Here is a 24,467-nt window from a genome sequence, read left to right as displayed (position 1 = left end):
CTTCCTTTCTATTTCTTGGTCTGCGTCATTCTTTTACCAACAACTAGAACCATGATAACGATGAAGAAAATCATGATTGTGGAAAGAGCATTAATTTCCGGCGAAACCCCTTTTCGCACCATTGAATAAATCAGGACAGGCAATGTACCTGAACCAGGTCCCGTATTGAAAAAGGCAATCACAAACTCATCAAGTGATATAGTGAAAGCCATGAGTGCACCAGCTAATACTCCCGGAAAAATTAACGGAAAAGTTACCTTCCAGAATGTCTGCCAGCTATTGGCTCCAAGATCTTTTGCGGCCTCTTCCAATGAAGAATCAAACCCATATAACCTGGCAACGACTACAAGCATGACGTATGATGTTGTAATCACTACATGACCGGGAATCACCGTAGGAACACCCAATGTAACATGCAACCAGCCATATATGGCAAGTAGTGCAACCCCAACAACAATATCAGGAATGACGACCGGTATGTAAAACAAAAAATTTACAACTTGTTTGCCAAAAAACTTGTAGCGATGAATCGCAAGTGCTGCCAGTGTACCTAAAATGCTCGCAATTAATGTTGTAATCATGGTTACAATAATACTGTTTTTTAGTGCATTTATTATTTGTTCGTCATGAATCAGTTTAAAATACCAGTCAAAGGTAAAGCCTGTCCATACCGTTCCTAGCTTTGAATCATTAAATGAAAATATCATCAATACAATCATCGGGATATAAAAGAATAGGAATACAAGCATCGAATAGACAAACAATATTCTTTTTGTTTTGACTCTCATTTTTACACCTGCCTTTCACAAGCAATAATGAAAACAATTGTATCAACGGAACATGGGGAAAGTTGTTCATCAACCCGACAAGCATATCCCCATGTATGTTTTTACTTGGCTCGTACCTCTTGCCAGGTTCGATTCATCATTTGCAATTGCTCTGGTTTTAAGTCTTTGTAATACACAGCACTTTCTGGAATAGAAGGATAGGAATTTGGATTATTTTTCAATTCACCACTCATCAATTCCTTTGCTGCTTCATTTGGGTTGCTGCTAGGTGTATTCTCCGACAATTTTGCGCTTACCTTAGCACTTAATACGAAATTAATAAATACTTCCGCAGTGTATTTTTGTTTAGATGTTTTCGGAATTACCAGATTGTCGACCCAAATAGTCCCCCCTTCTTCAGGCATGACAAATTTAATGTTGGGATTTTCTTTATAGGCTCTTGCGGCTGAATCGTTATAAGTATGGGATATCCAAGCTGTTCCATTGACTAAATCAGCATCGGGTTCTGAACTATACTTAAGAATATTTGGGTTTAAATCGATTAGCGCTTGTTTTGCCTCTTTTAAATTTTTTTCATTTGGCTTGTTCGCGTCATAACCAAGTTTTTGCAAAGCCATTGTGAGGGATTCCCGTGAATCATTTTGAATGGTTACGTGCCCTTTATATTTTGGATTCCATAGATCTTCGTAACTTGTCGGCTTTTCTACTTTCGTCTCGTTATAGGCAATACCTTCCGTTCCATACATATAAGGAACAGAATATTTTTTACCATCTGTGCCTGGATCATATTCCGGCTTTTGAAATTTTTCTTCTATGTTTTTGAAGTTTGGAATATTATCCATATCAAGTTCAGCAAGAAGACCCTGTTTAATCATTCTTTCCACAATGTAATCCGTCGGAACAACGATATCATATGGTACATTTGCTTTGTTTAACTTTGTAAGCATTTCCTGATTCGAACTGAACGTATCATAGATCACCTTGACACCATATTTCTCTTCGAAATCCTTTATAATTGCTTCGTCACCGTATCCACCCCAATTGAAAAAGTACAATTCGTCTGCAAGTTCCTCGTCTCCAGAGTCAGCTGTGGCATCGTCTGCAGATCCACAAGCAGATAGGCCGATAAGTAAAACACCAAACGTGATCAACCAGATAAATTTCTTCATTCGTGAACCTAACCTCCAATTCATTTTTGATTCGTGAATTTGCAATGAACTTACCGTAAAATGACAGAATCGGCTGGCTCCCAACTAACGGAGATTGGATTACCCTTTTTTACGCCATCCATTTTCCCGTTGGATTCATGAACAATCATTTCCATCCCGCCATTAAGTTCCACAACAATTTTAGTTGTCGTTCCAATATAAACTTTTTCTTTAAACTCTCCAGTTAGTACAAATAGGTTATCCTGCTGTTGGTCCGATATTTTGGCATTTTCCGGTCGAACGGAAATATATACTTCTTCTGCTTCTTTAAGATTGCTGCTTTTGGGAATCAGAACATGTTGACCAGCAACCTTCAACGAGGCATAATTTCCATTCAGGTTATCAACCACCCCCTTGAAAATGTTTGTTTCACCGATGAAATTTGCTACAAATCGAGTCTTCGGTTTTTCATATATTTCATTCGGTCTGCCCGTTTGTTCAATTTCCCCTTCATTCATGACCACAATCCGATCTGACATCGTTAATGCTTCTTCCTGATCGTGGGTTACATAAATGAATGTAATGCCCAGACTCTTCTGCAGACGTTTTAACTCCATTTGCATTTGTTTCCGCAGTTTTAAGTCAAGGGCGCCCAGCGGCTCATCAAGCAGTAGGACCTTTGGATTGTTAACAATCGCTCTGGCAATGGCAATTCGCTGTTGCTGGCCTCCACTTAATTGTTTAACACTTCGATCCCCATAGCTTTCCAGTTGAACCATTTTCAGTGCCTGTTTAACACGTTCTGCTATTTCCTGTTTATTGATTTTTTTCATTTTTAGCCCAAATGCCACGTTTTCAGAAACAGTCATATGTGGAAATAGGGCATAACTTTGGAATACCGTGTTCGCCTCTCTTTTGTATGGTTCAACATGATCAACCTTTTTTTCGCCAATTTTCACACTACCAGAAGTCGGTTTTTCAAATCCGGCAATCATACGTAATGTTGTCGTTTTCCCACACCCTGAAGGTCCAAGCAAAGTTAGGAATTCCCCTGCCCTGACATTCAGATTTAACTCATTAACCGCCTTATAGTTGCCAAATTGTTTTGTTACATTTTCCAATTGCACCATATTCTCTCCCAAGCTCAACCCCTCCAAATAATTATTTTCTGTAAATGATTAAATATCCAGTTAAGTTTGTTTGTTTACAATTCATGTTGGCAAATTGTGATAGGTATTCTTTTTCAATTAGGCAGATAATGTGATGCCCCTTAACCTGCTGGTAATAATTCAGATTGAACAAATCATTTTCCTTTATTAAAGGATATCAAAGAGTCAGTAAATGATAGTTGTGACCTCCTACACTCCACTGCTCAAAATTATCCTTCCGCCATTCAGACCCAAATTGGCAACTTTTGAACACGCACTCTATGAAAATACTTTTTCCAGTAATAATTGATAAAATTTTCCATTACACTTTACATTTTGTTAAAGTAAGCAACAAAGCAAATTCTGTTGATTTGCTTGAGTTAGAGTGCAGCTGACTTCTCTGCCTCATCCATTTCAAAATCTGCCATTTTGGTTCTGAAAAATTTAGTCAGGAAAAGCATATAAATAAAGCCGATAGTAATCCAAACGAGTCCAGCAATAAGTGCATCAGCATGGAGAAAATACCATAAGACCCCGGTTAGGCCAGCCCCTATAACCGGCATTATTACGTAGGAGAAAAAATCTTTTGGCGTTTTGTACCTCTTTTTACGGAAGACAAAATAAGCAATGACAGACAGATTAACAAATGTAAAGGCAATCAATGCCCCAAAATTTATAACAGCAGAAATCAATTCCAGGCTTGGAGATATTGCAAGCAACGATACAACTCCAACTATAATAACCGAGTAAACTGGGGTTCGGAATTTCGGATGGACATAGCCAAATACCTTTCGCGGCAGTACCCCATTTCGCCCCATTACATACAATAGGCGGGAGACACTTGCATGTGACGCAAGTCCGGACGCTGTCGTTGCTGCAAAAGCACCGGCCAGGAATATCATTTTAAAAATGGTTCCGCCGACATACAAACCGATTTCAGGCAATGTATCATCCGTTACGTTAAAATTGGATACATCCGGGAACAGGGCTTGGGCAAAATAACCTGCAACAAAAAAGATACCTCCGCCAATAAGCACTGTCAGCATAATTGCTTTGGGCATCACTTTAGAATTTTTAGCCTCTTCTGTATACATTGTAATCGCATCAAATCCTATAAATGAGAAACATACAACCGTTGCGCCCGTCAAAACCGCGGTCATCTCTACATTTGCGTGAAAAAGTGGTGCAGTTGTCAAGATTGTGCCCTGTCCCATACCGTTATACAGTTTAACAAACGCAAGGACAATAAAGGCGGCGATTAAAACAATTTCAAAGGTAACGAGAATGGAATTCAAACTAGATGTTTTTCCCATGCTCCAGACATTAATTCCAGTCACAATAATGACATAGCCTACAACCCAAATCCACGCGGGAACATCAGGGAAAACGGATTCCATATAAATTCGAATAATCAGTGCATTGACCATTGGCAGCAGCAAGTAATCCAATAGGGCAGCCCAGCCAACCAAGAATCCAAGATGCGGATTCATTGTCTCCCTCGTATACGTATAAGCGGAACCTGCACTAGGAAACACTTGCACCATCTTTCCATAACTTACAGCAGTAAATAACATCACAATTAACGCAACAATATAGGCAAGTGGGACAACACCATTCGTTTCCTCCGATACAATCCCGAATGTATCAAATACAACTGTCGGTGTCATATAACCTAAACCAAGTCCAACAATGGCCCAAGGTCCAAGTGAACGCTTTAGCGTGTCTTTTTCCGTCATGTGATAACTCTCCTTTTAATCATTGATCTCTTTTTAATAACTTTAAAAGCGATACTAAAATGAAGGATACACAATTGAACAAGGTACGGGTACTCAATCACACAAAATCCCCCTTTGATCCAAAATAATTCGGATAATTTTAATAAATGCAATTTCTGTGCCAACCTTATATCTAGCATCACCAAGCTTTAAAAAACAAAATAGATTTGGTTTCTTATGAATAATTGCATAATCTACTATTTTTTGCATAACCAGGTTATTTCCTCGGAATAAAGGGAAATTTCATTCAGTGGAGGGTTTCCTACGGCACAGGACGTGCTAGTGCAGGCGTTGTCACGGGATGTGACGGTTTTAGCCTGCCCTTCCTCCCTCACTGAATGTTAGTTGAGGCTCACACGATGTGGGTAACAAAGACGAAGGCATAAGGCAGTGGCATTCTTAGTCTTTGTTCCTAAAATCAGAAATTTACGGGCTGTTATACCCACCTTCCCATTTTCGGTTTACTCACACTTAGAGGTGGAGGTACTACTGCCCGTTAATGCGTGATAAAATTAAGTGGACAGTAAAAGCTTTTTATCTTTCAATAATACATCAAAGAAAAAGCACCCTTAATTCCTTGTCAAAGGTGCTTTATGCCAAAATTTTATATTAAAGATGGTGCCGGTCCTGCTTTACTTTTGCGAATAATATCTTCCTAGCTAAACCCATCATGACACTCTTTATTGCTTTTTTTATTTTTTTATTGACATTACATATACTCCCTCACTATTCATCTTTTAGAAAATCCATTATAAATGATACGTACTGTTGTTTAGCAGATAACGTCATCATAAACAAGTGGCACACCGCTATTGGTGTGCCACTTTCCTTATTTACACGGTTACCTCAGATTTATTCCAGATAGTAAGTGGACATTATGGCAAAATCCTTTGATCATTTCGTATACTGCTTATATCCAGCGAGTCGTTATAACCTTTTTACGCGTATAGAATTCAATCCCGTCTTTCCCATTCACATGAAGATCTCCATAGAAAGAATCTTTCCAACCCGAGAAAGGGAAAAAGGCCATTGGCGCCGGTACACCGATGTTGACTCCAAGCATACCTGCATCAATCGTTTCACGGAATTCACGAACACTTCCACCATCATTGGTAAAAATACACGAACCATTCGCAAAACGTGATTTATTTGTTAATGTTACAGCTTCTTTAAGATTTTTCACCCGGGAAATAGATAGGACTGGCGCAAATATTTCATCCTGCCAAATCTTCATTTCGCTCGTGACATTGTCAAAGATAGTCGGCCCGACAAAATACCCTTCTCGTTTAATACTTTCATCATTTCTTCCATCCCGAACAAGTGTCGCACCTTCTTTTTCACCTGTTTCAATATATTGGAGTGTTCGTTCCTTATGCTGATCACGGATAACGGGTCCGAGAAAAACACCTTCATCCAAACCATTGCCAATCTTAATTTCATTTGCCTTCTGTACAAGTTTTTCAATTAGTTCATCGGCTATTGGCTCTTCCACTGCTACCACAGAGCAGGCCATACAGCGTTCTCCAGCCGAACCGAACGCAGCACTAATGATTTGTGTTGCAGCATTCTCCAAATCAGCATCTTTAAGAACGATTGAATGGTTTTTAGCTCCGGAAAGCGCCTGAACACGTTTAAGGTTTTCCGTTCCTTTTTTATACACATACTCAGCTACAGGCTGTGAACCAACAAACGAAATAGCACCAACCTTTTCATGCTCCAATAGACCATTTACAACATCATGTGCTCCATGAACAATATTAAATACACCCTTTGGCAAGCCGGCCTCTTCCAGTAATTCCGCCAGACGATTAGCCAGAAGCGGTGTACGTTCGGACGGTTTTAACACAAACGTATTCCCAGTTACAATCGCCATCGGAAACATCCAGCACGGAACCATCATTGGAAAGTTGAATGGGGTAATTCCTCCAACCACTCCGATCGGATAGCGATAAACGCCCGATTCCAGTCCTGACGCAATCGATGGCAATTGTGATCCCATTGATAAAGCAGGTGCTCCCGCAGCAAATTCTACACATTCGATCCCGCGTAAAACTTCCCCATAAGCTTCTTTATAGCTCTTGCCGTTTTCAACAGTAACCAGTTCGGCAAGTTCCTCCCAATGGTCTACCAGTAATTGTTGATACTTAAATAGAATTCGCGCACGTTTGGGGACTGGAACCTCCTTCCACGACTGGAACGCCTCGGAGGCTACTGCCACAGCATTGTCTAAATCTTTACTTATTGAAAGGGGTACCTGTGCGATAACCTCTCCTGTTGCTGGATTGTATACTTCCGCAGTCTTATCCGATACAGCCTCAATCCATTCCCCACCAATATAATTTTTAAGCGACTTTAATTGAGTTTGTGTCATATATGAATTACCTCCCGCTTTTTTGTTAATAAGAAAGTCTTGTTATTTGATTTTTTAAGACGCATTTTCTTTAAATACCTTTTTTACAACAGAGATAATGAACGCTAAATCCTCATCTGTGCAAGAAAGTGGTGGACATATTGCCAAAATATTATTATATCCAGCTACCGTATCACCATTTTTGCCAATAATCAGGCCACTCGCTTTACAATCACTGATGATTTTATTCACGCGATCAGGTGAGGCTGGTTTCTTCGTATTTTTGTCCTCCACCATTTCAATTCCCATGAGAAAGCCTAAACCACGTACATCACCAACAAATGGATGGTCTGCCAATTCGGCAAGCTCCTGTTGTAATCGCTCACCCAATACCGCAGATCTTCCCACCAAATTCTCCCGTTCCATAATTTCAATATTCTTGAGCGCCAATGCACAAGCTGCCGGGTTGCCGCCAAACGTGTTCACATGACGGAAATGGCTGTTTTCTCCATTATCTTCAAAGGTTTTATAGATATCTTTACGAACCGCGGTAACTGACAACGGTAAGTAAGCACTGGTCAGTCCCTTCGCCATCGTAACCATATCCGGTTTGATATCAAAATGCTGATGGCCAAACATTTTTCCAGTTCTGCCAAATCCGCAAATAACCTCATCGATGATTAATAAAACACCATGCTTTTTACAAATCTCCTGTACTTTTTCCACATAGACACGATCCGGAATCAGAATACCTCCACCCGTGATTAGCGGCTCCATAATGACACCGGCAACAGTTTCTGCTTGCTCCCAGACAATTTTATCTTCCAGTTCCTGTGCCCGTTGCAAATTATATTCCTTCACCGATACCCCAGCTGGTCTCCGGTAATTATCAGGCGGTGAAACGTGTAAAAACCCGGAGGTAAGCGGTTCATATTTATATTTTCTTAATGCCTGCCCTGTTGCCGATAATGCCCCCAATGATCCACCATGATAGGCCCGGTAACGCGAAATAAATTTATGTCTTGCCGGTTCTCCATTCTGCTGATGGTATTGCCGGGCGATTTTAAAAGCAACCTCATTGGCATCAGAACCGCTATTGGAATAAAAGATCATATAGTCATCGTCAAGCAGCTCATTTAACTTTTCAGCAAGTTCAATTCCTGGTACATGGCTCTGCGTCATCGATGTGTAAGCCATCTGCTGCATTTGTTCATATGCTGCCCGCGCCAGCTCCTCGCGACCATAGCCAACATTTACACACCATAATCCTGACATGCCATCCAAATATTTATTGCCAGCATAATCAGTGATCCATGCTCCCTTTCCTTCCGTTACCACCACTGGCCGTTTCTTGTCGTTATATTGTGAGATATGATGCCACACATTCTCGCGGTCTTTCTCCACAATAGATTGGGATTGCCTTGCATCTTTAGCAGTCTTCATCTCCACTTTCTCCTTCCAATAATTGATTTTATCCTTTGTCCATAACCTATTATTGTAAGCGGTTACTACCCAATGCTGTTATTCCCTCCTAAATCAGTCGTCCTTGTGTTGACAGCCTCTTACCGATCCTTCATAATTTATTTTACAAAGAATTATAAACATTGTAACTTCACACTTTGTAACATGATACATGAATTGCTTTAACATTGTGGAGGGATGCATTTTGATCGGAAAATTCGAATTAACCATAAGTGATATTCTGCAAAGAGATATCTTTAAAACTGCCAAAGTGATTGCCGGAAATGAGGGATTAGATAAGCTGGTAAGATGGACACATATTTTAGAAACGAACAAATTTGATTCCCTAATCAATGGTGGTGAGTTAATTCTAACCACCGGCGCTGGCCTGAAACTCGACTCTTCCACGGAGTTGACTTATTTCAGGAATTTAATTAATAGAAATGCAGCAGGGATTTGTGTAGAAATTGGCACACATGTCACTCATATTTCCAATGAGGTGATACAATTAGCCAATCAATATCAATTCCCCATCATTGTATTTGATCGTTTTGTAAAATTTGTTGATATTACGCAGGACCTTCATTCCCTAATCATTAACCAACACCACCAAATGCTCAGTCAGTTAAATGAATTATCAACGAAATTTAATGAGCTTTCATTATTGCCCAATGGTATTTTGAAAATCCTTCAGGAACTGAATACTTATTTAAAAGAAGAAACCTTATATATTACGGATGAGGCGCGGTCATATTATTACCCACCCGAAACAAAGTACATAGAAGAAAAAGTTCGTTCACACTTATCAGATTTTGACTTCCATCCTGCAAAGGAAAACTTCATTTCACTAGATGAAGGGAAATTTGCTGTAGTAGCAGTTAAAGGATTAGGGCAAATTTGGGGTTATCTATGCTTGCAGGTTGGTCAAAACGTATTGAAGGATTTTCTTTTCTCCGTGATGGATCGAGCGGCACTATCCATTGCACAAATTACGTTAAGAAACAGAACTATTGAAGAGCGAAAACAGAATATAGAAGATAAGGTTGTTCGAAACCTATTACATGGAAAGGACTACGATGCTGACGAACTCCACACCATAGTACCTTTGTCTGCGAATAATTTTCATTACAGGCTGATTTTAATGCAAAACAATCGACCGGAAATTAACGCCGAAGAGGAAGATTGGAACGAAATAAAACTGCAACGATCAGTGATGTTCCGCTCTTTGTTTAAAAAACACGGGTTCTACCCTGCTGTATCTGTAAGTAAAAGTGATACCGCTATTATTGCATCCTTTCGGGTAAAAGGTGAATCCGAACAAGGGATAGCTAAATTTTCTCCCATCGTGCAGGCAATAATGGATATGTGTGTCAAAAATATTTTTGACGGCAGTACATGTATTTTAGGAATTAGTAAGATTAATAAAGATATATCCGCTTTAGCAACCAGTTATCAAGAAGCTAAAAAAGTTCTTTTCTTACAGAAGGCTAACATCAAATCATCCATTTTCTATGAAAATATTGGCGTGTATCGATTGCTTTTCGATCATCGAGGTGAGCATTTAAAATCTTACATTAACGATTTGCTGACACCCTTAATCAAGTATGATCAGGAAACGAAAAGCGAACTATTAAGAACCCTGGAAGTATATTTGAATTGCCGCGGTTCCAAAAAAGAGGCTGCAGAGCAATTATTTATTGTCCGGCAAACACTGTATCATCGTCTCCGAAAAATAGGAGAATTACTTGGGAAAGATTTTATGGAACCCAGTAATCGATTGGCTTTGGAAATGGCTATTAAGGCATATTATATTTTGGACGCTATTGGAAATAGTTGAAAGAGATCATCTGGATTTCTTTCAACTATTTCTCATAGAACAACTACTTCGTGACCAAATCCAAAACCGTCTGCAACATAACATTTACCCCGTTTTCACAGTCCTCCCATGGTGTCCATTCATCTTCCGCATGGCTCTTACCGTTTACACTCGGCACAAAGATCATAGCAGTTGGAATATATGTTGCGATAAACTGTGCATCATGTCCGGCACCACTGACCATGCGCTTATAGGAATATCCGATATTTTTCGCTGATTGTTCTACTGCATTTACGATTTTCTCATCAAACCATACTGTATTCCGATCCCATTGTTTCGTTGTTTTCACCTCACATTTTTCTCTGCCAGTGGATTCAGGGAGCCCCTGAATAATTTCCTCCACTTGCCTGATGGTTTTGGCATCCTGATGTCTTGCCTCAAGGGTAAACACAACCTTATTGGGAATGACGGTATGAATGTTTGGACTAACATTCATTCTGCCAATCGTATAGACCAATTTATCATCCAGTTTGTTCATTTTCTCACGTATTTCAGTAATTAAATTATTGGTAGCAAATAAGGCATCTTTTCGCATTGACATTGGAGTTGTACCCGCATGGTCGGAATCACCGCTAACCTCGATCTCATAATTGACCATCCCAACCACACCTTCAACGACACCAATCTGCAGTGATTCACTTTCTAACACAGGCCCCTGTTCAATGTGTAACTCTAAAAAGGCAGCTGCATCTGTTAACCGATTTGTTTCCTTTCCTGCAAAGCCACTGTTCTTTAGTGCCTCCCCAAATGTAATGCCCTCCGTGTCTGTTGACTGCAACATGGTCGATTTATCAAACCAGCCGGAAAGCACACCGGAAGACATCATCGCGGGTTCAAATCGCGCCCCCTCTTCATTGGTAATATTGGCAACTACAATAGGCACCTGAGGCTTGATGCCATTTTCAACGATGGTCCGGACAACTTCCAGTCCTGTCAATACACCAAGCACACCGTCAAAACGTCCACCTTTTTTTACGGAATCCAAATGGGACCCTACAACCACTGGAGGCTGATCATTATCTATTCCCGGCAATGTTGCGTACATATTGGCCATATCATCCCACACGACCGTCATTCCAAGCTTTTCACACTCGGATTGGAAATGCTTCCTAGCTTTAAGATCTATGTCAGACAATGCTAAGCGGGTAACACCATTGTTTTCGGTTCTGCCAAAATCAGCGAACTCCTCGATGGTATTTTTTAGCCGTTTCCCATTGATCAGTACCTTTTGTTTTTCCATCATTTTTTGCCTCCCCTTCCATTTCTCTCTTGTGTTTACTCAGTCATTTGTTCTTGCTGCTTGATGTACAATGTCGTAAAATACTTTCGACTATCCGGGTGTGTTAAACGTATTGTCTTTTTATCTGAAGTCATTTTATTCTCGAATTCGACTACATCTCCATCAAGCGTACCTTTTGAAGCCGTCATGATATACCCTTTTTTCACCAAATCATCCACTTGACGTTTTTCTGATAGAAATGCATCATAGCTTGACAAGGCCATGTTCCCTCCTTTATCCATTAACCTACTACTTCTTCCTGACTTTCTCCACTACTTTCCTTAATTACCCAATCGCGTCCGACGGTAATTCCCAAGTATTTTTCGTCGTTTGGATCCTCTATTTCGGCCTGTGGAAATTTTTTGAAGTACCAATGTTTAGCCAGCACATAGTAAACAGCTCCGGCTATAACAAATCCGACGATAAACGAATAATCCATAAAAAGAATGGCAATAAAACCGCCAATCACCCAAGCAATAAAACCAACGATGTTTACACCACCATGGAACCTGAACTGTCCGTCATGCTCGTATAGTTCCTGTACATTTACCCTTCGTTTCCGCAACATATAATAATCGACAACGAGAATCCCGCTTATCGCTGACAAAACGGCCCCAAAGAATAAAAGCGCCTGGGTCAATATTTCATAGACACTCCAAGGCTGAATAACCGTTCCCACAATCCCGACAACAAATACTGCAATCGCATTGGATACTTTTGGCCCCAATACATTTGAAAAAATAGCAGCAGCAGGTACGATGTTTGCAGCCGTATTCGTGGACCACTGTGTCAGTACAATCATCAGAAGCAGCATTGCCAGCATCCAGCCGGAAGCAGTCTCCTGTAGCGCGATAACCGGGTTAGAACTGCCTGCAACCATAAAGGCTGCCGCACCAATCATGATCATAAATGTTTCCGTCAATGGCATGGCAATCAGGCTACCGATCAAATTCGTTCTGTTTCGTTTAAACCAATTTCTTTCATATTTAGGTGCCTTAAAAAACCGTGATATGGTCGGGATATCGCACCCCAGTGTTGCCCAGAAACCCATATTGGCAAAAATAACGATCATAAATGCTGTAACCGCGGCGCCTCCTGTAACTGGACTTGCTGCCCAAGCCCATACATTGCCACCTTGTTCGGCAATATCCGCTGTTAACGTGTTATAGATGATCAAGGATAAAATAATAATGATCGGGGCAGCAATATCGGCAAAGCGTTCCACCCATTTAATACCGGAAGCAGTATTAATTAACTGTACAATGGCAAATATCAAATAGCATAACAACCAGTTATCAAATTCCGGATTGATCGTATGGATGATCGAATTGATCGCGGTTGAACCGAAATACGTATTTAGCCCAAACCAAAATGATGCTGTGACTGCTCGTGCTATCGAGGGGATATGAGTTCCAACTATACCAAAGGGTGCTCGCATATAAACTGGAAAAGACAAGCCATGTTCCACCCCGATATCTCCGACAATTGAAATAAAAATACCAACCGCAATACAGCCGATCAACGTTGCCAGTACTACCCAGGGCAAGGAAATACTTTGAACTCCGGAGGCGCCGATATCAAAGGTTGCTAAAAGTATGGCCATCCCAACCCACATTGCAAAAAATCCCATGACTCCTATCTTCCGCTGATTATAACCAATTGGAAGTAAATCCGGTGACTTTAGGTACGAGTTGTTGTTTTCATTAGTCTTTCCCATCGTTTTTCCCCTTTTAATTTATTGAGGATCACGAAGCTGTTTGATCGTCAAACAGCTTCCTCCTCAATTACTCAGTTTCATTCACGAAATCCTCCACCTTTTCCGTTTGCTTATTTTCAGAACTAACTTTTAGTAACAAAGGCGTAAGCGCCCGTTTAGAAACGTACAAACTGGAGCACTTCGCAATGAGATAAAGGAAACACGGTGAGCTGGAAGCGAACCGATGTTGACTTATCGTAGTGGAGAAGTGTGAAGTTTGCTAGTTGCTGGACGCTGGAGCCGGACGTGGCTGTCGCAGAAAGTGACATTAACGCAGCCTGAATGTTTATACTTTCCTATAACTTAAAAAATGCTAACAAATGAAAATCAGCTGTTACTATTCATCACTTGCAAAGCTGCCTGCCGGTCATTCCAGGACATTGGCGGTTCGGCTGGCTCAAGATCCACCATATCGATTGCCCCCTCAACTGGACAAACAATTGAACAAAGGTTGCAGCCGACACAGTCGTCTTCCCTGACCTTTAAATAATCATTGCCATTTTCATCGACCAGCATATCGATGCATTGATGGGAAGTATCTTCACAGGCGATATGACACTTATTGCAATTAATGCAAATATCATTATTAATGCGTGCAACTATTCGGTGATTTAAATCCAAATTGCTCCAGTCTGTATATTTTTCAACTGATTTCCCAACTAGTTGACTAACAGATGCAATCCCTTTGTCATCCAAATAATTGCTCAAGCCCTCGGTCAAATCATCGATAATACTAAATCCGTGATGCATGGCTGCTGTACATATTTGCACACCGCCGGCACCCATCAGCATAAACTCAACCGTGTCCTGCCAGGTAGAAATGCCGCCAATCCCCGAAATCGGGATATGGAAGTCCGGTTGCCGTGCGCATTCACCAATCATATTCAGCGCAATCGGTTTAACCGCCGGTCCGCAGTAACCACCATGCGCTCCCTTTCCATTCACATTCGGTATTGGACTCCACGTATCAATGTCTACGCCTATTAAACTATTAATTGTATTGATCATACTGACTGCATCAGCGCCACCACGTTGTGCAGCTTTTGCTGTCGCGGTAATATCGGTAATATTCGGTGTTAATTTCGTAATGACCGGTACTTCTGCGACTTCCTTGGCATATAGCGTTGACTTTTCTACTAGGTCCGGATGCTGGCCTACCGCTGAACCCATTCCTCGTTCAGACATCCCATGCGGACAACCGAGGTTTAACTCAAAACCATCTACCCCGACATCTTGTACCCGTTTCACAATTTCGTGCCATTTAACCCGCTCTGGTTCTACCATTAATGAGGCAATAATGACCCGATCCGGAAAGCGTTTCTTTGTTTCATAGATTTCTTTTAAATTTTCCTCAATCGGCCGGTCGGAAACCAATTCAATATTGTTAAAACCGGCTACCCGCTGACCGTTAAAGTGATACCCGCCAAAACGCGAGGTCACATTCAACACCGGTTCACAAAGTGTTTTCCATACGGCACCGCCCCATCCGGCTGCAAATGCACGCTGTACCTGATAACCTGTATTCGTTGGCGGTGCAGATGCAAGCCAGTAAGGATTTGGAGACTTAATTCCTGCAAAATTGATACTGATATCAGCCATATTCATCCTCCCATCACATTTTTTATTTAAACCTTTTCTTTAGACCCTTTTAACTGCTGATGTACCGCATACGCTGTCTCTTTTCCCTGCTGTGCTGCAGATACGGCCATCGCTTCACCGATACCCTTTGCAAAGACTACATCACCTGCCGCATAGACTTTCGGTTCGGTCGTTTTGAAGGTTACAGGATCTACTTTGACAACCCCACCCTGATGGTCCAGGTCAAATGCTTCAATTAACTGATGATGCCGTGTCTGACCAATTGCTTTAATGACGATATCAACATCCATTAGAAATTCAGATCCCTTTATTTCTATTGGCCGCTTGCGCCCGTCTGATTCCGCTTCCTTTAATTCCATACGAACGCATTCCATCTGTTTGACATGACCACTACCATCACCGATCAAACGCTTCGGGGCAACTAACCACCTGAATTCCACACCATCCTGTTTGGCAAAGTCGTATTCAAACTTATACGCAGACATTTCCACTTCCGTCCGCCGGTAGAGAATTTTAACGCTATCCGCACCGAGTCTCACCGCTGTCGTTGCACCATCGATCGCAGTATTCCCTGCACCGATAACAGCAACGCGCTTCCCAGCAAATTCAGTTGGATAATTTCCGTTCTTTACTTCTTCAACAAGATCAATAGCGTCGTAAATACCTGCTAAATCTTCTCCCTCGATTCCTAACATTGGCACCTTCCCCATTCCTGCAGCAAGGATAACCGCATCATAATTATCCACAAGATCCTCTGCAACAATATCTTTGCCTACTTCGGTATTTGTGCGGATGTCAACACCCAAGCTCTTAACCTGTTCCACTTCCCATAAGGAAATATCCTTTGGAAGCCGAAACGGAACAATACCATGCGTGTCTAATCCGCCAGCTTCGTCTTTAGCTTCAAAAATCGTCACCGTATAGCCGAGCCGACCCAGTTCACGGGCTGCCGATAAGCCTGCTGGACCACTGCCAACAATCGCAATCTGCTTGCCGTTTTTCTCTCCAGCTTTAAACAATACCTGTTCATTTTTAATCGACCAGTCGGTTGCAAAGCGCTGTAGGTCTCCAATCATAATCGGTTTCGTGGAATGATTAAGTACACAAGCCCCCTCACACAATTCCTCTGTCGGACAAACACGTGCACAGCTTGCTCCAATAGGATTCGCTTCCATAATTGTTTTTGCCGAACCCTTTAAATTTCCGGATGCAATCTTTTTAATAAAACCTGGGATATTAATTTCAGTCGGACAGGCCGTAATGCAAGGTGCATCATAACAGTACAGGCAGCGGTTCGCCTCATCTAATGCCTCCTGAGCATTAAAACTAGGCTTAGATTCATCAAAATTCTTTTTCATATCTTCCGCTGACAGTAAATTTTGCAGTAAATGTTCCAATGAAAAGCCTCCTTTTCAGGGTTCATCACTTAAAAATCAATCTAATTATGAACCCTTTTTTATTTTTGTCCGATTACAAATACGAATTGATCTGGAAATCACCCCTTGCATATACAATCTGCATGATGAGACCTTCAATTAACGAACAGTAAAAGTAAGCGTTTGTATCCTATGTTTGCTATTATATTTTTTAAAATTTATAATATATTTTACATTGTGTAACAATTTTGTGGTTATTATTAGCCGCTTTGTAATGATACAGCAGTTCAACTACAACGGGTGAAATTTTCCGCTTACTGCATCAACCGTGATAAAAAAATGATTAGGAAGGTTTAAAATCCCTTCTACTATCCAGTAAGGTCGGTAAAATATTTCCTGTTTGGTTAGGGTTAATTTTGGAATCGTGAGTATTTTCTTTTTGCTTGAAAGAGAATGATATAAAAAATCCTCTGCCCTCTCCTTAGCATCTGCTAGTGTTAAATCTGGTTGAATGAAATCCCGATCAGATACTTCCTGTTTCATAAGCTGCGGAAATGTATCAGCCAAAGCTCCAACTTTATTAACGCCATCAATAGTGCAACCTACATGACCTTTTAGCGGATGGAAAAAGTTCCTTCTATCGATTACATATTCAAAAATCATATAAGGATAAAACACAAGCCTTTGCACCTTATATGTTGTCTCTGGATCTAACTTTTCCAGCCGCTTTTTAACTTCCTCTTGACGAAAGCCCGGTTGTTCTGCGTTAATGATCATCAGCGATTCACCCTTTTACTGGTATATTATTTTGAATGAAGGTTGAAATAATTTTCGCCTCCGGACTAATATCGCGATTGATATGTTTATCAATATTTTTCGGTAGTGGTCGTGGTCCCTTTGCCTCTTCAAATACTTTTTTAATCGGTTCTGAAGGTGGTGTACCAAACGGGTTCCCAATCATCATTGCAATAATGGAGATAATTAAACCGGCAAGGAATGGATGTATACCAGTTACACTTTGCCAGTCAAACGACGTCCATAGTATATTTGTCACCCCACCACTAATCATTGAGCATAGAACCCCAACACTATTTGCCTTTTTCCAATAGACAGCGGCGATATAAGGAACCATAAAACTATTGCCCAGTGTACCAAACGCAAACACAACCAGATCAAAAACCTTTGGCGGCTGAACGATGGCAACTATAATACCGATTACCCCAGCTAAGAGCACACTAAGTCTGGACACGAGTATCATTTTGTTATGGCTTGCTTTTTTATCGATAAATCGTTGATACACATCACGTGACAAAATGGTCCCTGCCTGCATCAAAATAGAATCAGAAGTCGACATGATCGCTGCCATCACCGCCGAAAGTAATAAAGCTGCAAAAATCCCTGGGAAGAACGTATACGCAAGCGTTGGAATAACCATTTCGGGATCACTCAAATTTGGCAAAAGAATGATCCCTATAAAACCTAACAGATATGGCGAATAAGCAAATAATTGGTTATAGATAGCTGTCCAGAGTGTAGCATTCTTCACAGTTTTTGTACTTTTCATGGACATATGTCTGACCACAACATGCGGCAGTCCCATATAGCCAATCATGTAAATTAAACTGGAGCCTAAAATAACACCCCATTGTCCATAAAAGACATAATCCTTCCCCCAAATACTTAAGTATGACGGGTCAATTTCACTAAGAGACTGGTTTAAGCCGGAAAGCCCGCCTACATGGACGAGACCAACAATTAACAGGCATAAAACCCCTAAAAGCATAACCAGTGCCTGAAAGAAGTCTGTCCATACAACAGCCAGATAACCTCCAGCAACTGTATAGATGATAATGATACCAACACCGATAATCACGGCCCACTCATATTTCCACCCCGTCAAAGACTCCCGTATTGTCAAATGTTTCTTAGTAAAAACTATTGTCTTTCCCGATTTCATGCGTTTTTATACAAAAAAACTTGCCACCCCCTTAAATTTAGGGTATTAATGAGGTAACCACACACCCATAAACACCCAAAAAGGAAGTGACAAGTTGTTACCTCAATTTATAGCCTATTTGCTTCAATATATCAAGTACCAAGAAAAGATTATTTTTGGGCTCTTAGGAATTATTTTAGGTAAATCGGTCGCTAAAGCTCAATTTGATGAGCCTGTTAATAAGCCTTACAGAAAATTGGAAGTCGATGAAATGCCTGTCATCGAAACCCTGGAAAAACTCGATTTTCAAGAACTTATCCTGAAATACCAAGCTAAACATGGTAAAGTATTAAAACCTGTCGCTCGCCGTAAAAATAGTGTGGTTAAGGTGCCAGCGACGTTAACATGCCCAAAGTGTTCGGCCCCTGCTTCGTATTTATATGCCAACAACGGTGACAAAGGGCAATACCAATGTAAAGTGTGTGGTTGTCTGTTTAATAAACAGAATCGCTTTTTGAAAGAGGCTATTATCAAATGCCCTCACTGCTTGAAAACACTAGAAAGAATCAAAGAACGTAAGGATTTCTACGTTTTCAAGTGTAAAAACAATAATTGTTCCTTTTACCAAAAGAAGCTGAACCAGATGACCGAAGAAGAAAAAGAACGTTTTAAACAAGATCCACAGGCGTTTAAGGTTCGGTATATCTTTCGTGAATTTTACTTTGATTTCAAACCTTTATCCAAGGAATCACCAGTGAATCCTAAAGTGGATCTTTCACGGATCTATGCTTCACCACATACATTAGGACTTATTTTAACGTATCATGTGAACTATGGTCTCTCTGCCCGAAAAACAGCTGCACTGATGTACGATGTTCATCAAATTAAAATCTCGCACCAGACGATATTGAATTACATGAACAGTGTCGCACTCATCACAAAGCCATATGTTGATCACTATCCGTATGAACTATCTAACAGCTTCTGTGGTGATGAAACCTATATCCGCGTGAAAGGACGTTGGCATTATTTATTCTTTTTCTTTGATGCGGTGAAGAAAATTATCCTGTCTTATCCGGTTTCACCAAATCGTGATACACAATCCGCAATCAAGGCATTGGATGAAGTCCTGCAAAAGTTCAAGACAATTCCTGATGACTTAATGTTTGTCGTTGACGGCAACCCAATCTATATTCTAGCCCAGCATTACTTTGCACAACATGGCATTCACTTCGATATACATAAGGTAATTGGGCTTACCAACGACGACCCTGTTTCCAAGGAATACCGTCCCTTGAAACAAATCATTGAACGGTTGAATCGCTCGTTTAAAGGCAACTACAGGGCTACAACTGGGTTTGGTTCCCAGGAAGGATCTGTTTCCTACGTGACGTTGTTTGTGGCGTATTTTAACTTCTTACGCCCGCACGCATCACTTGAATACAGTGTTCCTGTCATCATCCCGGAACTTGAAAAAATGCCAAATATGCCGGAAAGATGGACAAAGCTAATCTCCATGGCTCAGGACTTCTTGATAGAGCAGCAATCGGCCTAGCTTTTGTTTAGCTGAGCCCGACGAACTAGCCATCGGCGTAGCGAACTCTTGACAAACCGAACTGGACAATGGTTTAAAATGGTAAAAGTCAAGGGCTTATTTGTCATGCCTTCTTTTGTTCCCTTCGCCCTTGACACCTCACATGTAAACCATTGTCGTGTTTGTCAAGAGCGATGGCGGTAGTTTTTCTCCTCTCAAAAATTTGGAAGTTTTATTTTGAGGTTGTTTTCATAGAACTTTTTACACTACCAAGACTCCAAAGCTTTGCCCGCAGCAAGAAATTGGGCAAATACGTAAGCAAATAAAAAAACGGTGGCAATGATCGATCCCACAACTCTGACAGCAGCACTTTCATAACGCTTTTCCAAGTATTCAATCGGCGACAATGCCCCCAGAATTTCCGACATCCTCCTCATGCGTTTCCCCAAAACGGATAGATTAATAATTCCACCGCCCGCATCACCAATTGCATACATAATGGCATACCAACCTTGTTGAAAGGCTAACGCCGGGCCGCCCAAAAACATAAACCCGCTCATGGAGGTACTTTGCATCGATAATGCGGTAACAGCAGGACCAACCTTCCTGTCACCCAGCAAGTAACTATCAGGTGATTTGGAGGCCTTTTTGGAAAAATATAAACCGATACACAAAAGGACTAATAGATAGATAACAAATATAATGACATCAGACCCCACGTTTATTCATCCCCCTTTTCTTGATTCTCCTCCAATTTGTCGTCCCTGTTTTTGATAAAATACATCATGATACCTAACGCCAGCCAAATAAACGGCCATGGAACGATATACCAGAAAGTATCGACCGGGAAGTTAAACATCGTCTCTCCTCCTCGCGAAAAAATTATGTTTAGTTCAAATTTATGTATGGAAACCAATACGAATTAGATATTCCTGTACACATGGGACAATCCTGCTCTTTAAAGAAAGACCGCATCGGATTATCGTGTAGAAATATAAATAACACTTTTTGTAATACTTTATCTGTTATTTGAAAATTTATAGAAAAGGTTTATAATGTTTATGAATACAAATATTTTTTATTCATACATTCATAAAAAGGGTGTGTTTTTTGATGTCGAGGGGATTTAATGAGTATGAAAAGCAATTCATCACTAATTCTCTTATAGAACAAGGAAAGATTCTTTTTAGCAAATTTGGGTTTCAAAAAACAAGTATCCTTGAAATCACTAAAAATGTTGGTATTGCTCCAGGGACGTTTTATAAATTCTTTAATTCAAAGGAAGACTTATATTTCGTGATACTTGAAATGGAAGAAGAAAAAATAAAAGAGCAATGTGCTAATGTAAATATTTTCAAGGAAAATCAACCAAAAAAAGCAATTAAAAGTATCCTTCAACAAATGATCAATACAATCGAAACGAATCCACTAATTCGTGAATTGTATTTTGGGAGCAATATGGAAGCTTTGCTAAAAAAACTATCTCCAGAATTACTAGAGAAACACTTCAAAAATGATTCTAACTCATTATTGTCTTTGATTGAAAAATGGAATATTGAAGGGATAACCCTAGAAGAAAATCCTGAGGTCATTGCAGGTGTACTGCGTTCTTTGTTTGTACTTACGCTTCACCAAAAAGAAATTGGTGCAGCAGTCTATCGGGAAACTATCGAACTGTTTATTGACCTTATTGTCGATGGAATCATTCAGGAGGAGTGATAAATATGCATCAAGCCATTCAAACCAATCGGTTATCCAAAAGCTATAAAGGCTTTCAAGCTGTTAAAGGTATTTCATTAAATATAAATAAAGGTGAAATTTATGGTTTTATCGGGTTAAATGGGGCTGGTAAAACTACAACAATCAGAATGTTGCTTGGACTGATCAGACCAACTCATGGCACATGCTATATAAACGAAAAGAAGGTAAGTCTTAAAAATCATAGCATCTGGAGAAAAGTTGGGTATATGGTTGAGACACCCTATTCTTATCCTGAACTCACTGTCAAGGAAAATCTTGAAATCTATCGCCGCCTTCGATTGATTTCAAACAAAAATAAGGTATCAGAGGTGATGAATCAACTTAATTTAACAAGATATGCCCGAAAAAAAGCGAAAGACCTCTCTTTAGGTAATGCCCAACGTCTAGGTATTGCCAAAGCAATTCTGCATACACCTGAAATTTTAATTTTGGATGAACCTGTTAACGGATTAGATCCAGCAGGGATAGTTGAGATAAGAGATTTACTTCAAGACTTGGCTTTTAACAAGGGGGTCACAATTTTAATCTCTAGTCACCTTCTCGATGAAGTAGCCAAAATTGCTACCAAAATTGGTATCATTCATGAAGGGGAGCTGATACAAGAAATCGAATCAACCAAACTAAACAAACTTCTTAATCAACGTCTTACCATTGATTCTCAAGATAACAAGTCAGCTGCATCTAAAATGTCAAAAGCCGGGTATTTCTCAGTTTTAAATAAAGATGGCTTGATTGAGACATACAATAAAAAAGCCATCCTACATCCAGACGAGATTTCCCGTTTTCTTGTTTATGAGGGACTTCCCCCAACTAGATTGACAGTGGAAGAAGAGAACTTGGAATCCTATTTTCTAAGAATTATCAAAGGGAAAGGAGAAATGTTGCAATGAGCTATTTCCTTACTGCATTACAGGCTGAGGGACTTAAAATTTGCAAGTCCAAAGTAATTTGGATTACCGCGGCAGCTTTTACGATTGCACCTTTAATGGCCGGATTTTTTATGGTTGTATTAAAAAGTCCGGAACTTTTAAAAAGCTCCGGCTTGCTCGAAGCCAAAGCCCAATTTGCAGGAGAAGCAAATTGGCCATCCTATATAAGTTTACACGCCCAAATAATTGCAGTAGGCGGGATTTTAATCTTTGGGTTTGTCACAAGCTGGATATTTGGGAGAGAATACGCTGACCACACAGTAAAGGACCTCTTAGCACTCCCTTATTCTAGGGCAGTTATTGTGATGGCCAAATTTATAGCAGCTTTCCTAACGAATACTATTTTAAGTACATATGTTGTGACGCTTGGTTTCTTCATTGGGTGGATTATCGGGCTCACACAATGGTCTTCAACAATCGTTACACATGGTCTTTATATACTGGTAGTAGTTACCATTTTAACGATAGCCCTATGTACACCAGTCGCTTTCTTTGCAAGTTACGGTGGAGGATATTTAGCTCCATTAGGATTTGTTATTTTTACGCTTGTTCTTTCTCAAATTGTTGCAATTGCTGGCTTTGGCGAATACTTTCCATGGGCTGTACCAGCTCTTTATAGCGGTGTAACAGCGGGAGAAAGTGCTCTAGGTTGGGGGAGTTTATTAATTATTTTCATTACGAGTTTATTAGGGGTTTTAAGTACACTATATTGGTGGCTTTTGGCAGACCAGCATTAAGAGAAACAATAATGTTACTAACATCATGTGAATTTGTTGATAACAAATATTAACGAGTTTTACACTTGTTATTTGTACTGTTTAACCCCCTTCCCACACTATTTTCCAATACCCACTTTGTAGTCCTTAAGAACGAATTGTTATGTGAAAGGTTTAGTGCTTCTATATTTAAGGGATAATCTTACTAATAAGGTTTAGAATTGGAAGGGGATATTAAACATGAAGCGCTGGGCTTTTCTTTTGTTGCTATTAACCATTATGCTTGTCATAACTGCATGTGGTGGAAATGCGGATGATGAATCAAACAGTCAGGATAATACGGGTGGAGCGGATGACAATACCCAAAATGAGAAGAAGGATGATGATAATCAAACAGTTCAAGTTGATTTAAAAAATGGAGATGGGGAATCAGTTGGTACTACAACATTGGAACAGGTGTCTAAGGGAGTTAAAATTACCCTTGAAGGACATGATATCCCAAGTGGCACACACGGATTTCATATCCATGAAACAGGACAGTGTGAAGAGCCGGACTTTAAATCAGCTGGAGGTCATTTCAACCCTGAGGATTCCAATCATGGCTTTGATGACCCGGACGGGCTGCATGCAGGAGATTTACCCAATATTGTAGTAGGTAAAGATGGTACAGTGAACGAATCATTTATCGCTGAAAAGGTAACACTGGAAGAAGGTAAAGACAACTCCCTATTTGGCGATGGCGGAACAGCTATTGTCATTCATGAAGGCGCTGATGATGGCAAATCACAGCCTTCAGGAGATGCCGGTGATCGATTCGCATGTGGTGCAATCAATAAATGACAGACGATTTGAGCCTGAGACATAACAAAACGCTGAACTCTAAAAACGAACAACACACTTATTATTTGGACTCAAATCCTTCAGACTAGGGGCTGAAAGTGATAAAAGTATGTTTATTCAATTAAAAAAATAATCAACATATTAGCCATGACTAGTATGTTGATTATCTTTTTATGTTAAGGTTTTTATAAAATT

22 protein-coding genes are annotated in these 24,467 nt (G+C 40.3%); 6 read left to right on the top strand and 16 right to left on the bottom strand.

The window, feature by feature from the left end:
* Window positions 1–8: 8 nt before the first annotated feature.
* The 7 genes from CZ382_RS00500 to CZ382_RS00475 all read right to left on the bottom strand — a co-directional run bounded on the left by CZ382_RS00500 (window position 9) and on the right by CZ382_RS00475 (window position 8,652).
* The gene (locus CZ382_RS00500) at window positions 9–788 is read right to left on the bottom strand and encodes an ABC transporter permease (protein ID WP_088049309.1); all 780 of its coding nucleotides are present in this window, start codon (window positions 786–788) and stop codon (window positions 9–11) included.
* Window positions 789–889: 101 nt separating this feature from the next.
* Window positions 890–1,957: an ABC transporter substrate-binding protein gene (locus tag CZ382_RS00495; RefSeq protein WP_088049308.1), complete on the bottom strand. Its 1,068-nt coding sequence runs from the start codon at window positions 1,955–1,957 to the stop codon at window positions 890–892.
* 50 nt (window positions 1,958–2,007) lie between these two features.
* Window positions 2,008–3,066 carry an ABC transporter ATP-binding protein gene (locus CZ382_RS00490; RefSeq protein ID WP_140392724.1) on the bottom strand — a complete coding sequence of 353 codons (1,059 nt, stop codon included), beginning with the start codon at window positions 3,064–3,066 and terminating at the stop codon, window positions 2,008–2,010.
* Window positions 3,067–3,464: 398 nt separating this feature from the next.
* Complete coding sequence (locus CZ382_RS00485) at window positions 3,465–4,820, bottom strand: APC family permease (protein WP_088049306.1); 1,356 nt, start codon at window positions 4,818–4,820, stop codon at window positions 3,465–3,467.
* A gap of 93 nt (window positions 4,821–4,913) precedes the next feature.
* Window positions 4,914–5,069, bottom strand: coding sequence for a hypothetical protein (locus CZ382_RS23585; protein WP_155555320.1), 156 nt, complete (start codon window positions 5,067–5,069; stop codon window positions 4,914–4,916).
* Window positions 5,070–5,769: 700 nt separating this feature from the next.
* On the bottom strand, window positions 5,770–7,230 hold the full coding sequence (locus CZ382_RS00480) for a CoA-acylating methylmalonate-semialdehyde dehydrogenase (protein WP_088049305.1): 1,461 nt from the start codon (window positions 7,228–7,230) through the stop codon (window positions 5,770–5,772).
* A 54-nt stretch (window positions 7,231–7,284) separates the two neighbouring features.
* Window positions 7,285–8,652: an aspartate aminotransferase family protein gene (locus CZ382_RS00475; protein ID WP_088049304.1), complete on the bottom strand. Its 1,368-nt coding sequence runs from the start codon at window positions 8,650–8,652 to the stop codon at window positions 7,285–7,287.
* Between the two features lie 223 nt (window positions 8,653–8,875).
* Between CZ382_RS00475 and CZ382_RS00470 the strand changes: the two genes are divergently transcribed.
* Window positions 8,876–10,507 (top strand): PucR family transcriptional regulator, encoded by a 1,632-nt coding sequence (locus CZ382_RS00470; protein WP_235000362.1) that lies wholly within the window; start codon window positions 8,876–8,878, stop codon window positions 10,505–10,507.
* A gap of 43 nt (window positions 10,508–10,550) precedes the next feature.
* Here the strand turns inward: CZ382_RS00470 and CZ382_RS00465 are convergent, their stop codons facing one another.
* From CZ382_RS00465 to CZ382_RS00435, 7 genes are all read right to left on the bottom strand, one after another.
* On the bottom strand, window positions 10,551–11,786 hold the full coding sequence (locus CZ382_RS00465; RefSeq protein WP_088050926.1) for a Zn-dependent hydrolase: 1,236 nt from the start codon (window positions 11,784–11,786) through the stop codon (window positions 10,551–10,553).
* A 35-nt stretch (window positions 11,787–11,821) separates the two neighbouring features.
* Window positions 11,822–12,049, bottom strand: coding sequence for a hypothetical protein (locus tag CZ382_RS00460; protein WP_235000361.1), 228 nt, complete (start codon window positions 12,047–12,049; stop codon window positions 11,822–11,824).
* Between the two features lie 17 nt (window positions 12,050–12,066).
* Window positions 12,067–13,542, bottom strand: a complete 1,476-nt coding sequence (locus tag CZ382_RS00455) for an NCS1 family transporter (protein WP_088049303.1) — start codon at window positions 13,540–13,542, stop codon at window positions 12,067–12,069.
* Window positions 13,543–13,908: 366 nt separating this feature from the next.
* Window positions 13,909–15,180 carry an NAD-dependent dihydropyrimidine dehydrogenase subunit PreA gene (preA, locus tag CZ382_RS00450; RefSeq protein ID WP_088049302.1) on the bottom strand — a complete coding sequence of 424 codons (1,272 nt, stop codon included), beginning with the start codon at window positions 15,178–15,180 and terminating at the stop codon, window positions 13,909–13,911.
* Window positions 15,181–15,206: 26 nt separating this feature from the next.
* Window positions 15,207–16,538, bottom strand: coding sequence for an NAD(P)-dependent oxidoreductase (locus CZ382_RS00445; RefSeq protein WP_188724985.1), 1,332 nt, complete (start codon window positions 16,536–16,538; stop codon window positions 15,207–15,209).
* Window positions 16,539–16,847: 309 nt separating this feature from the next.
* Window positions 16,848–17,333, bottom strand: a complete 486-nt coding sequence (locus tag CZ382_RS00440; RefSeq protein ID WP_088049301.1) for a hypothetical protein — start codon at window positions 17,331–17,333, stop codon at window positions 16,848–16,850.
* A 7-nt stretch (window positions 17,334–17,340) separates the two neighbouring features.
* Complete coding sequence (locus tag CZ382_RS00435) at window positions 17,341–18,456, bottom strand: sodium:solute symporter family transporter (protein ID WP_235000360.1); 1,116 nt, start codon at window positions 18,454–18,456, stop codon at window positions 17,341–17,343.
* A gap of 151 nt (window positions 18,457–18,607) precedes the next feature.
* Here CZ382_RS00435 and CZ382_RS00430 point away from each other — a divergent pair, with 151 nt between their 5' ends.
* Window positions 18,608–20,047: a DDE-type integrase/transposase/recombinase gene (locus CZ382_RS00430; protein ID WP_088049299.1), complete on the top strand. Its 1,440-nt coding sequence runs from the start codon at window positions 18,608–18,610 to the stop codon at window positions 20,045–20,047.
* Between the two features lie 245 nt (window positions 20,048–20,292).
* On the opposite strand, the gene CZ382_RS00425 is transcribed toward CZ382_RS00430, so the two are convergent.
* Both CZ382_RS00425 and CZ382_RS23880 read right to left on the bottom strand, forming a co-directional pair.
* Window positions 20,293–20,745 carry a sodium:solute symporter family transporter gene (locus CZ382_RS00425; RefSeq protein WP_140392706.1) on the bottom strand — a complete coding sequence of 151 codons (453 nt, stop codon included), beginning with the start codon at window positions 20,743–20,745 and terminating at the stop codon, window positions 20,293–20,295.
* A gap of 2 nt (window positions 20,746–20,747) precedes the next feature.
* A complete protein-coding gene (locus tag CZ382_RS23880; protein WP_188724966.1) occupies window positions 20,748–20,885 on the bottom strand; it encodes a hypothetical protein in 138 nt (45 codons plus the stop codon).
* A 254-nt stretch (window positions 20,886–21,139) separates the two neighbouring features.
* On the opposite strand from CZ382_RS23880, the gene CZ382_RS00420 reads away from it, so the two are divergent.
* From CZ382_RS00420 to CZ382_RS00405, 4 genes are all read left to right on the top strand, one after another.
* Window positions 21,140–21,745: a TetR/AcrR family transcriptional regulator gene (locus CZ382_RS00420; RefSeq protein ID WP_088049297.1), complete on the top strand. Its 606-nt coding sequence runs from the start codon at window positions 21,140–21,142 to the stop codon at window positions 21,743–21,745.
* Window positions 21,746–21,750: 5 nt separating this feature from the next.
* On the top strand, window positions 21,751–22,677 hold the full coding sequence (locus tag CZ382_RS00415; RefSeq protein WP_088049296.1) for an ABC transporter ATP-binding protein: 927 nt from the start codon (window positions 21,751–21,753) through the stop codon (window positions 22,675–22,677).
* Window positions 22,674–23,453, top strand: coding sequence for an ABC transporter permease (locus CZ382_RS00410; RefSeq protein ID WP_088049295.1), 780 nt, complete (start codon window positions 22,674–22,676; stop codon window positions 23,451–23,453). The genes CZ382_RS00415 and CZ382_RS00410 overlap by 4 nt, the downstream gene beginning before the upstream one ends.
* A gap of 219 nt (window positions 23,454–23,672) precedes the next feature.
* A complete protein-coding gene (locus CZ382_RS00405) occupies window positions 23,673–24,272 on the top strand; it encodes a superoxide dismutase family protein (protein WP_088049294.1) in 600 nt (199 codons plus the stop codon).
* Window positions 24,273–24,467: the final 195 nt, after the last annotated feature.

Source organism: Virgibacillus dakarensis, from assembly GCF_900155625.1.
Classification (GTDB): domain Bacteria; phylum Bacillota; class Bacilli; order Bacillales; family Amphibacillaceae; genus Lentibacillus_C; species Lentibacillus_C populi.
The sequence above is the reverse complement of the archived record's forward strand: the minus strand, read 5'-3'. Positions and strand labels throughout refer to the sequence as shown.

What these genes read in the sequence shown, in the direction of transcription:
- preA (WP_088049302.1), bottom strand. Translation starts at nt 15,180, where the DNA reads ATGGCTGATATCAGTATCAATTTTGCAGGAATTAAGTCTCCAAATCCT.
- CZ382_RS00475 (WP_088049304.1), bottom strand. Translation starts at nt 8,652, where the DNA reads ATGAAGACTGCTAAAGATGCAAGGCAATCCCAATCTATTGTGGAGAAA.
- CZ382_RS00500 (WP_088049309.1), bottom strand. Translation starts at nt 788, where the DNA reads ATGAGAGTCAAAACAAAAAGAATATTGTTTGTCTATTCGATGCTTGTA.
- CZ382_RS00460 (WP_235000361.1), bottom strand. Translation starts at nt 12,049, where the DNA reads ATGGCCTTGTCAAGCTATGATGCATTTCTATCAGAAAAACGTCAAGTG.
- CZ382_RS00415 (WP_088049296.1), top strand. Translation starts at nt 21,751, where the DNA reads ATGCATCAAGCCATTCAAACCAATCGGTTATCCAAAAGCTATAAAGGC.
- CZ382_RS00485 (WP_088049306.1), bottom strand. Translation starts at nt 4,820, where the DNA reads ATGACGGAAAAAGACACGCTAAAGCGTTCACTTGGACCTTGGGCCATT.
- CZ382_RS23880 (WP_188724966.1), bottom strand. Translation starts at nt 20,885, where the DNA reads ATGTTTAACTTCCCGGTCGATACTTTCTGGTATATCGTTCCATGGCCG.
- CZ382_RS00405 (WP_088049294.1), top strand. Translation starts at nt 23,673, where the DNA reads ATGAAGCGCTGGGCTTTTCTTTTGTTGCTATTAACCATTATGCTTGTC.
- CZ382_RS00440 (WP_088049301.1), bottom strand. Translation starts at nt 17,333, where the DNA reads ATGATCATTAACGCAGAACAACCGGGCTTTCGTCAAGAGGAAGTTAAA.
- CZ382_RS00465 (WP_088050926.1), bottom strand. Translation starts at nt 11,786, where the DNA reads ATGGAAAAACAAAAGGTACTGATCAATGGGAAACGGCTAAAAAATACC.
- CZ382_RS23585 (WP_155555320.1), bottom strand. Translation starts at nt 5,069, where the DNA reads ATGCAAAAAATAGTAGATTATGCAATTATTCATAAGAAACCAAATCTA.
- CZ382_RS00445 (WP_188724985.1), bottom strand. Translation starts at nt 16,538, where the DNA reads ATGAAAAAGAATTTTGATGAATCTAAGCCTAGTTTTAATGCTCAGGAG.
- CZ382_RS00495 (WP_088049308.1), bottom strand. Translation starts at nt 1,957, where the DNA reads ATGAAGAAATTTATCTGGTTGATCACGTTTGGTGTTTTACTTATCGGC.
- CZ382_RS00455 (WP_088049303.1), bottom strand. Translation starts at nt 13,542, where the DNA reads ATGGGAAAGACTAATGAAAACAACAACTCGTACCTAAAGTCACCGGAT.
- CZ382_RS00480 (WP_088049305.1), bottom strand. Translation starts at nt 7,230, where the DNA reads ATGACACAAACTCAATTAAAGTCGCTTAAAAATTATATTGGTGGGGAA.
- CZ382_RS00490 (WP_140392724.1), bottom strand. Translation starts at nt 3,066, where the DNA reads ATGGTGCAATTGGAAAATGTAACAAAACAATTTGGCAACTATAAGGCG.
- CZ382_RS00410 (WP_088049295.1), top strand. Translation starts at nt 22,674, where the DNA reads ATGAGCTATTTCCTTACTGCATTACAGGCTGAGGGACTTAAAATTTGC.
- CZ382_RS00420 (WP_088049297.1), top strand. Translation starts at nt 21,140, where the DNA reads ATGTCGAGGGGATTTAATGAGTATGAAAAGCAATTCATCACTAATTCT.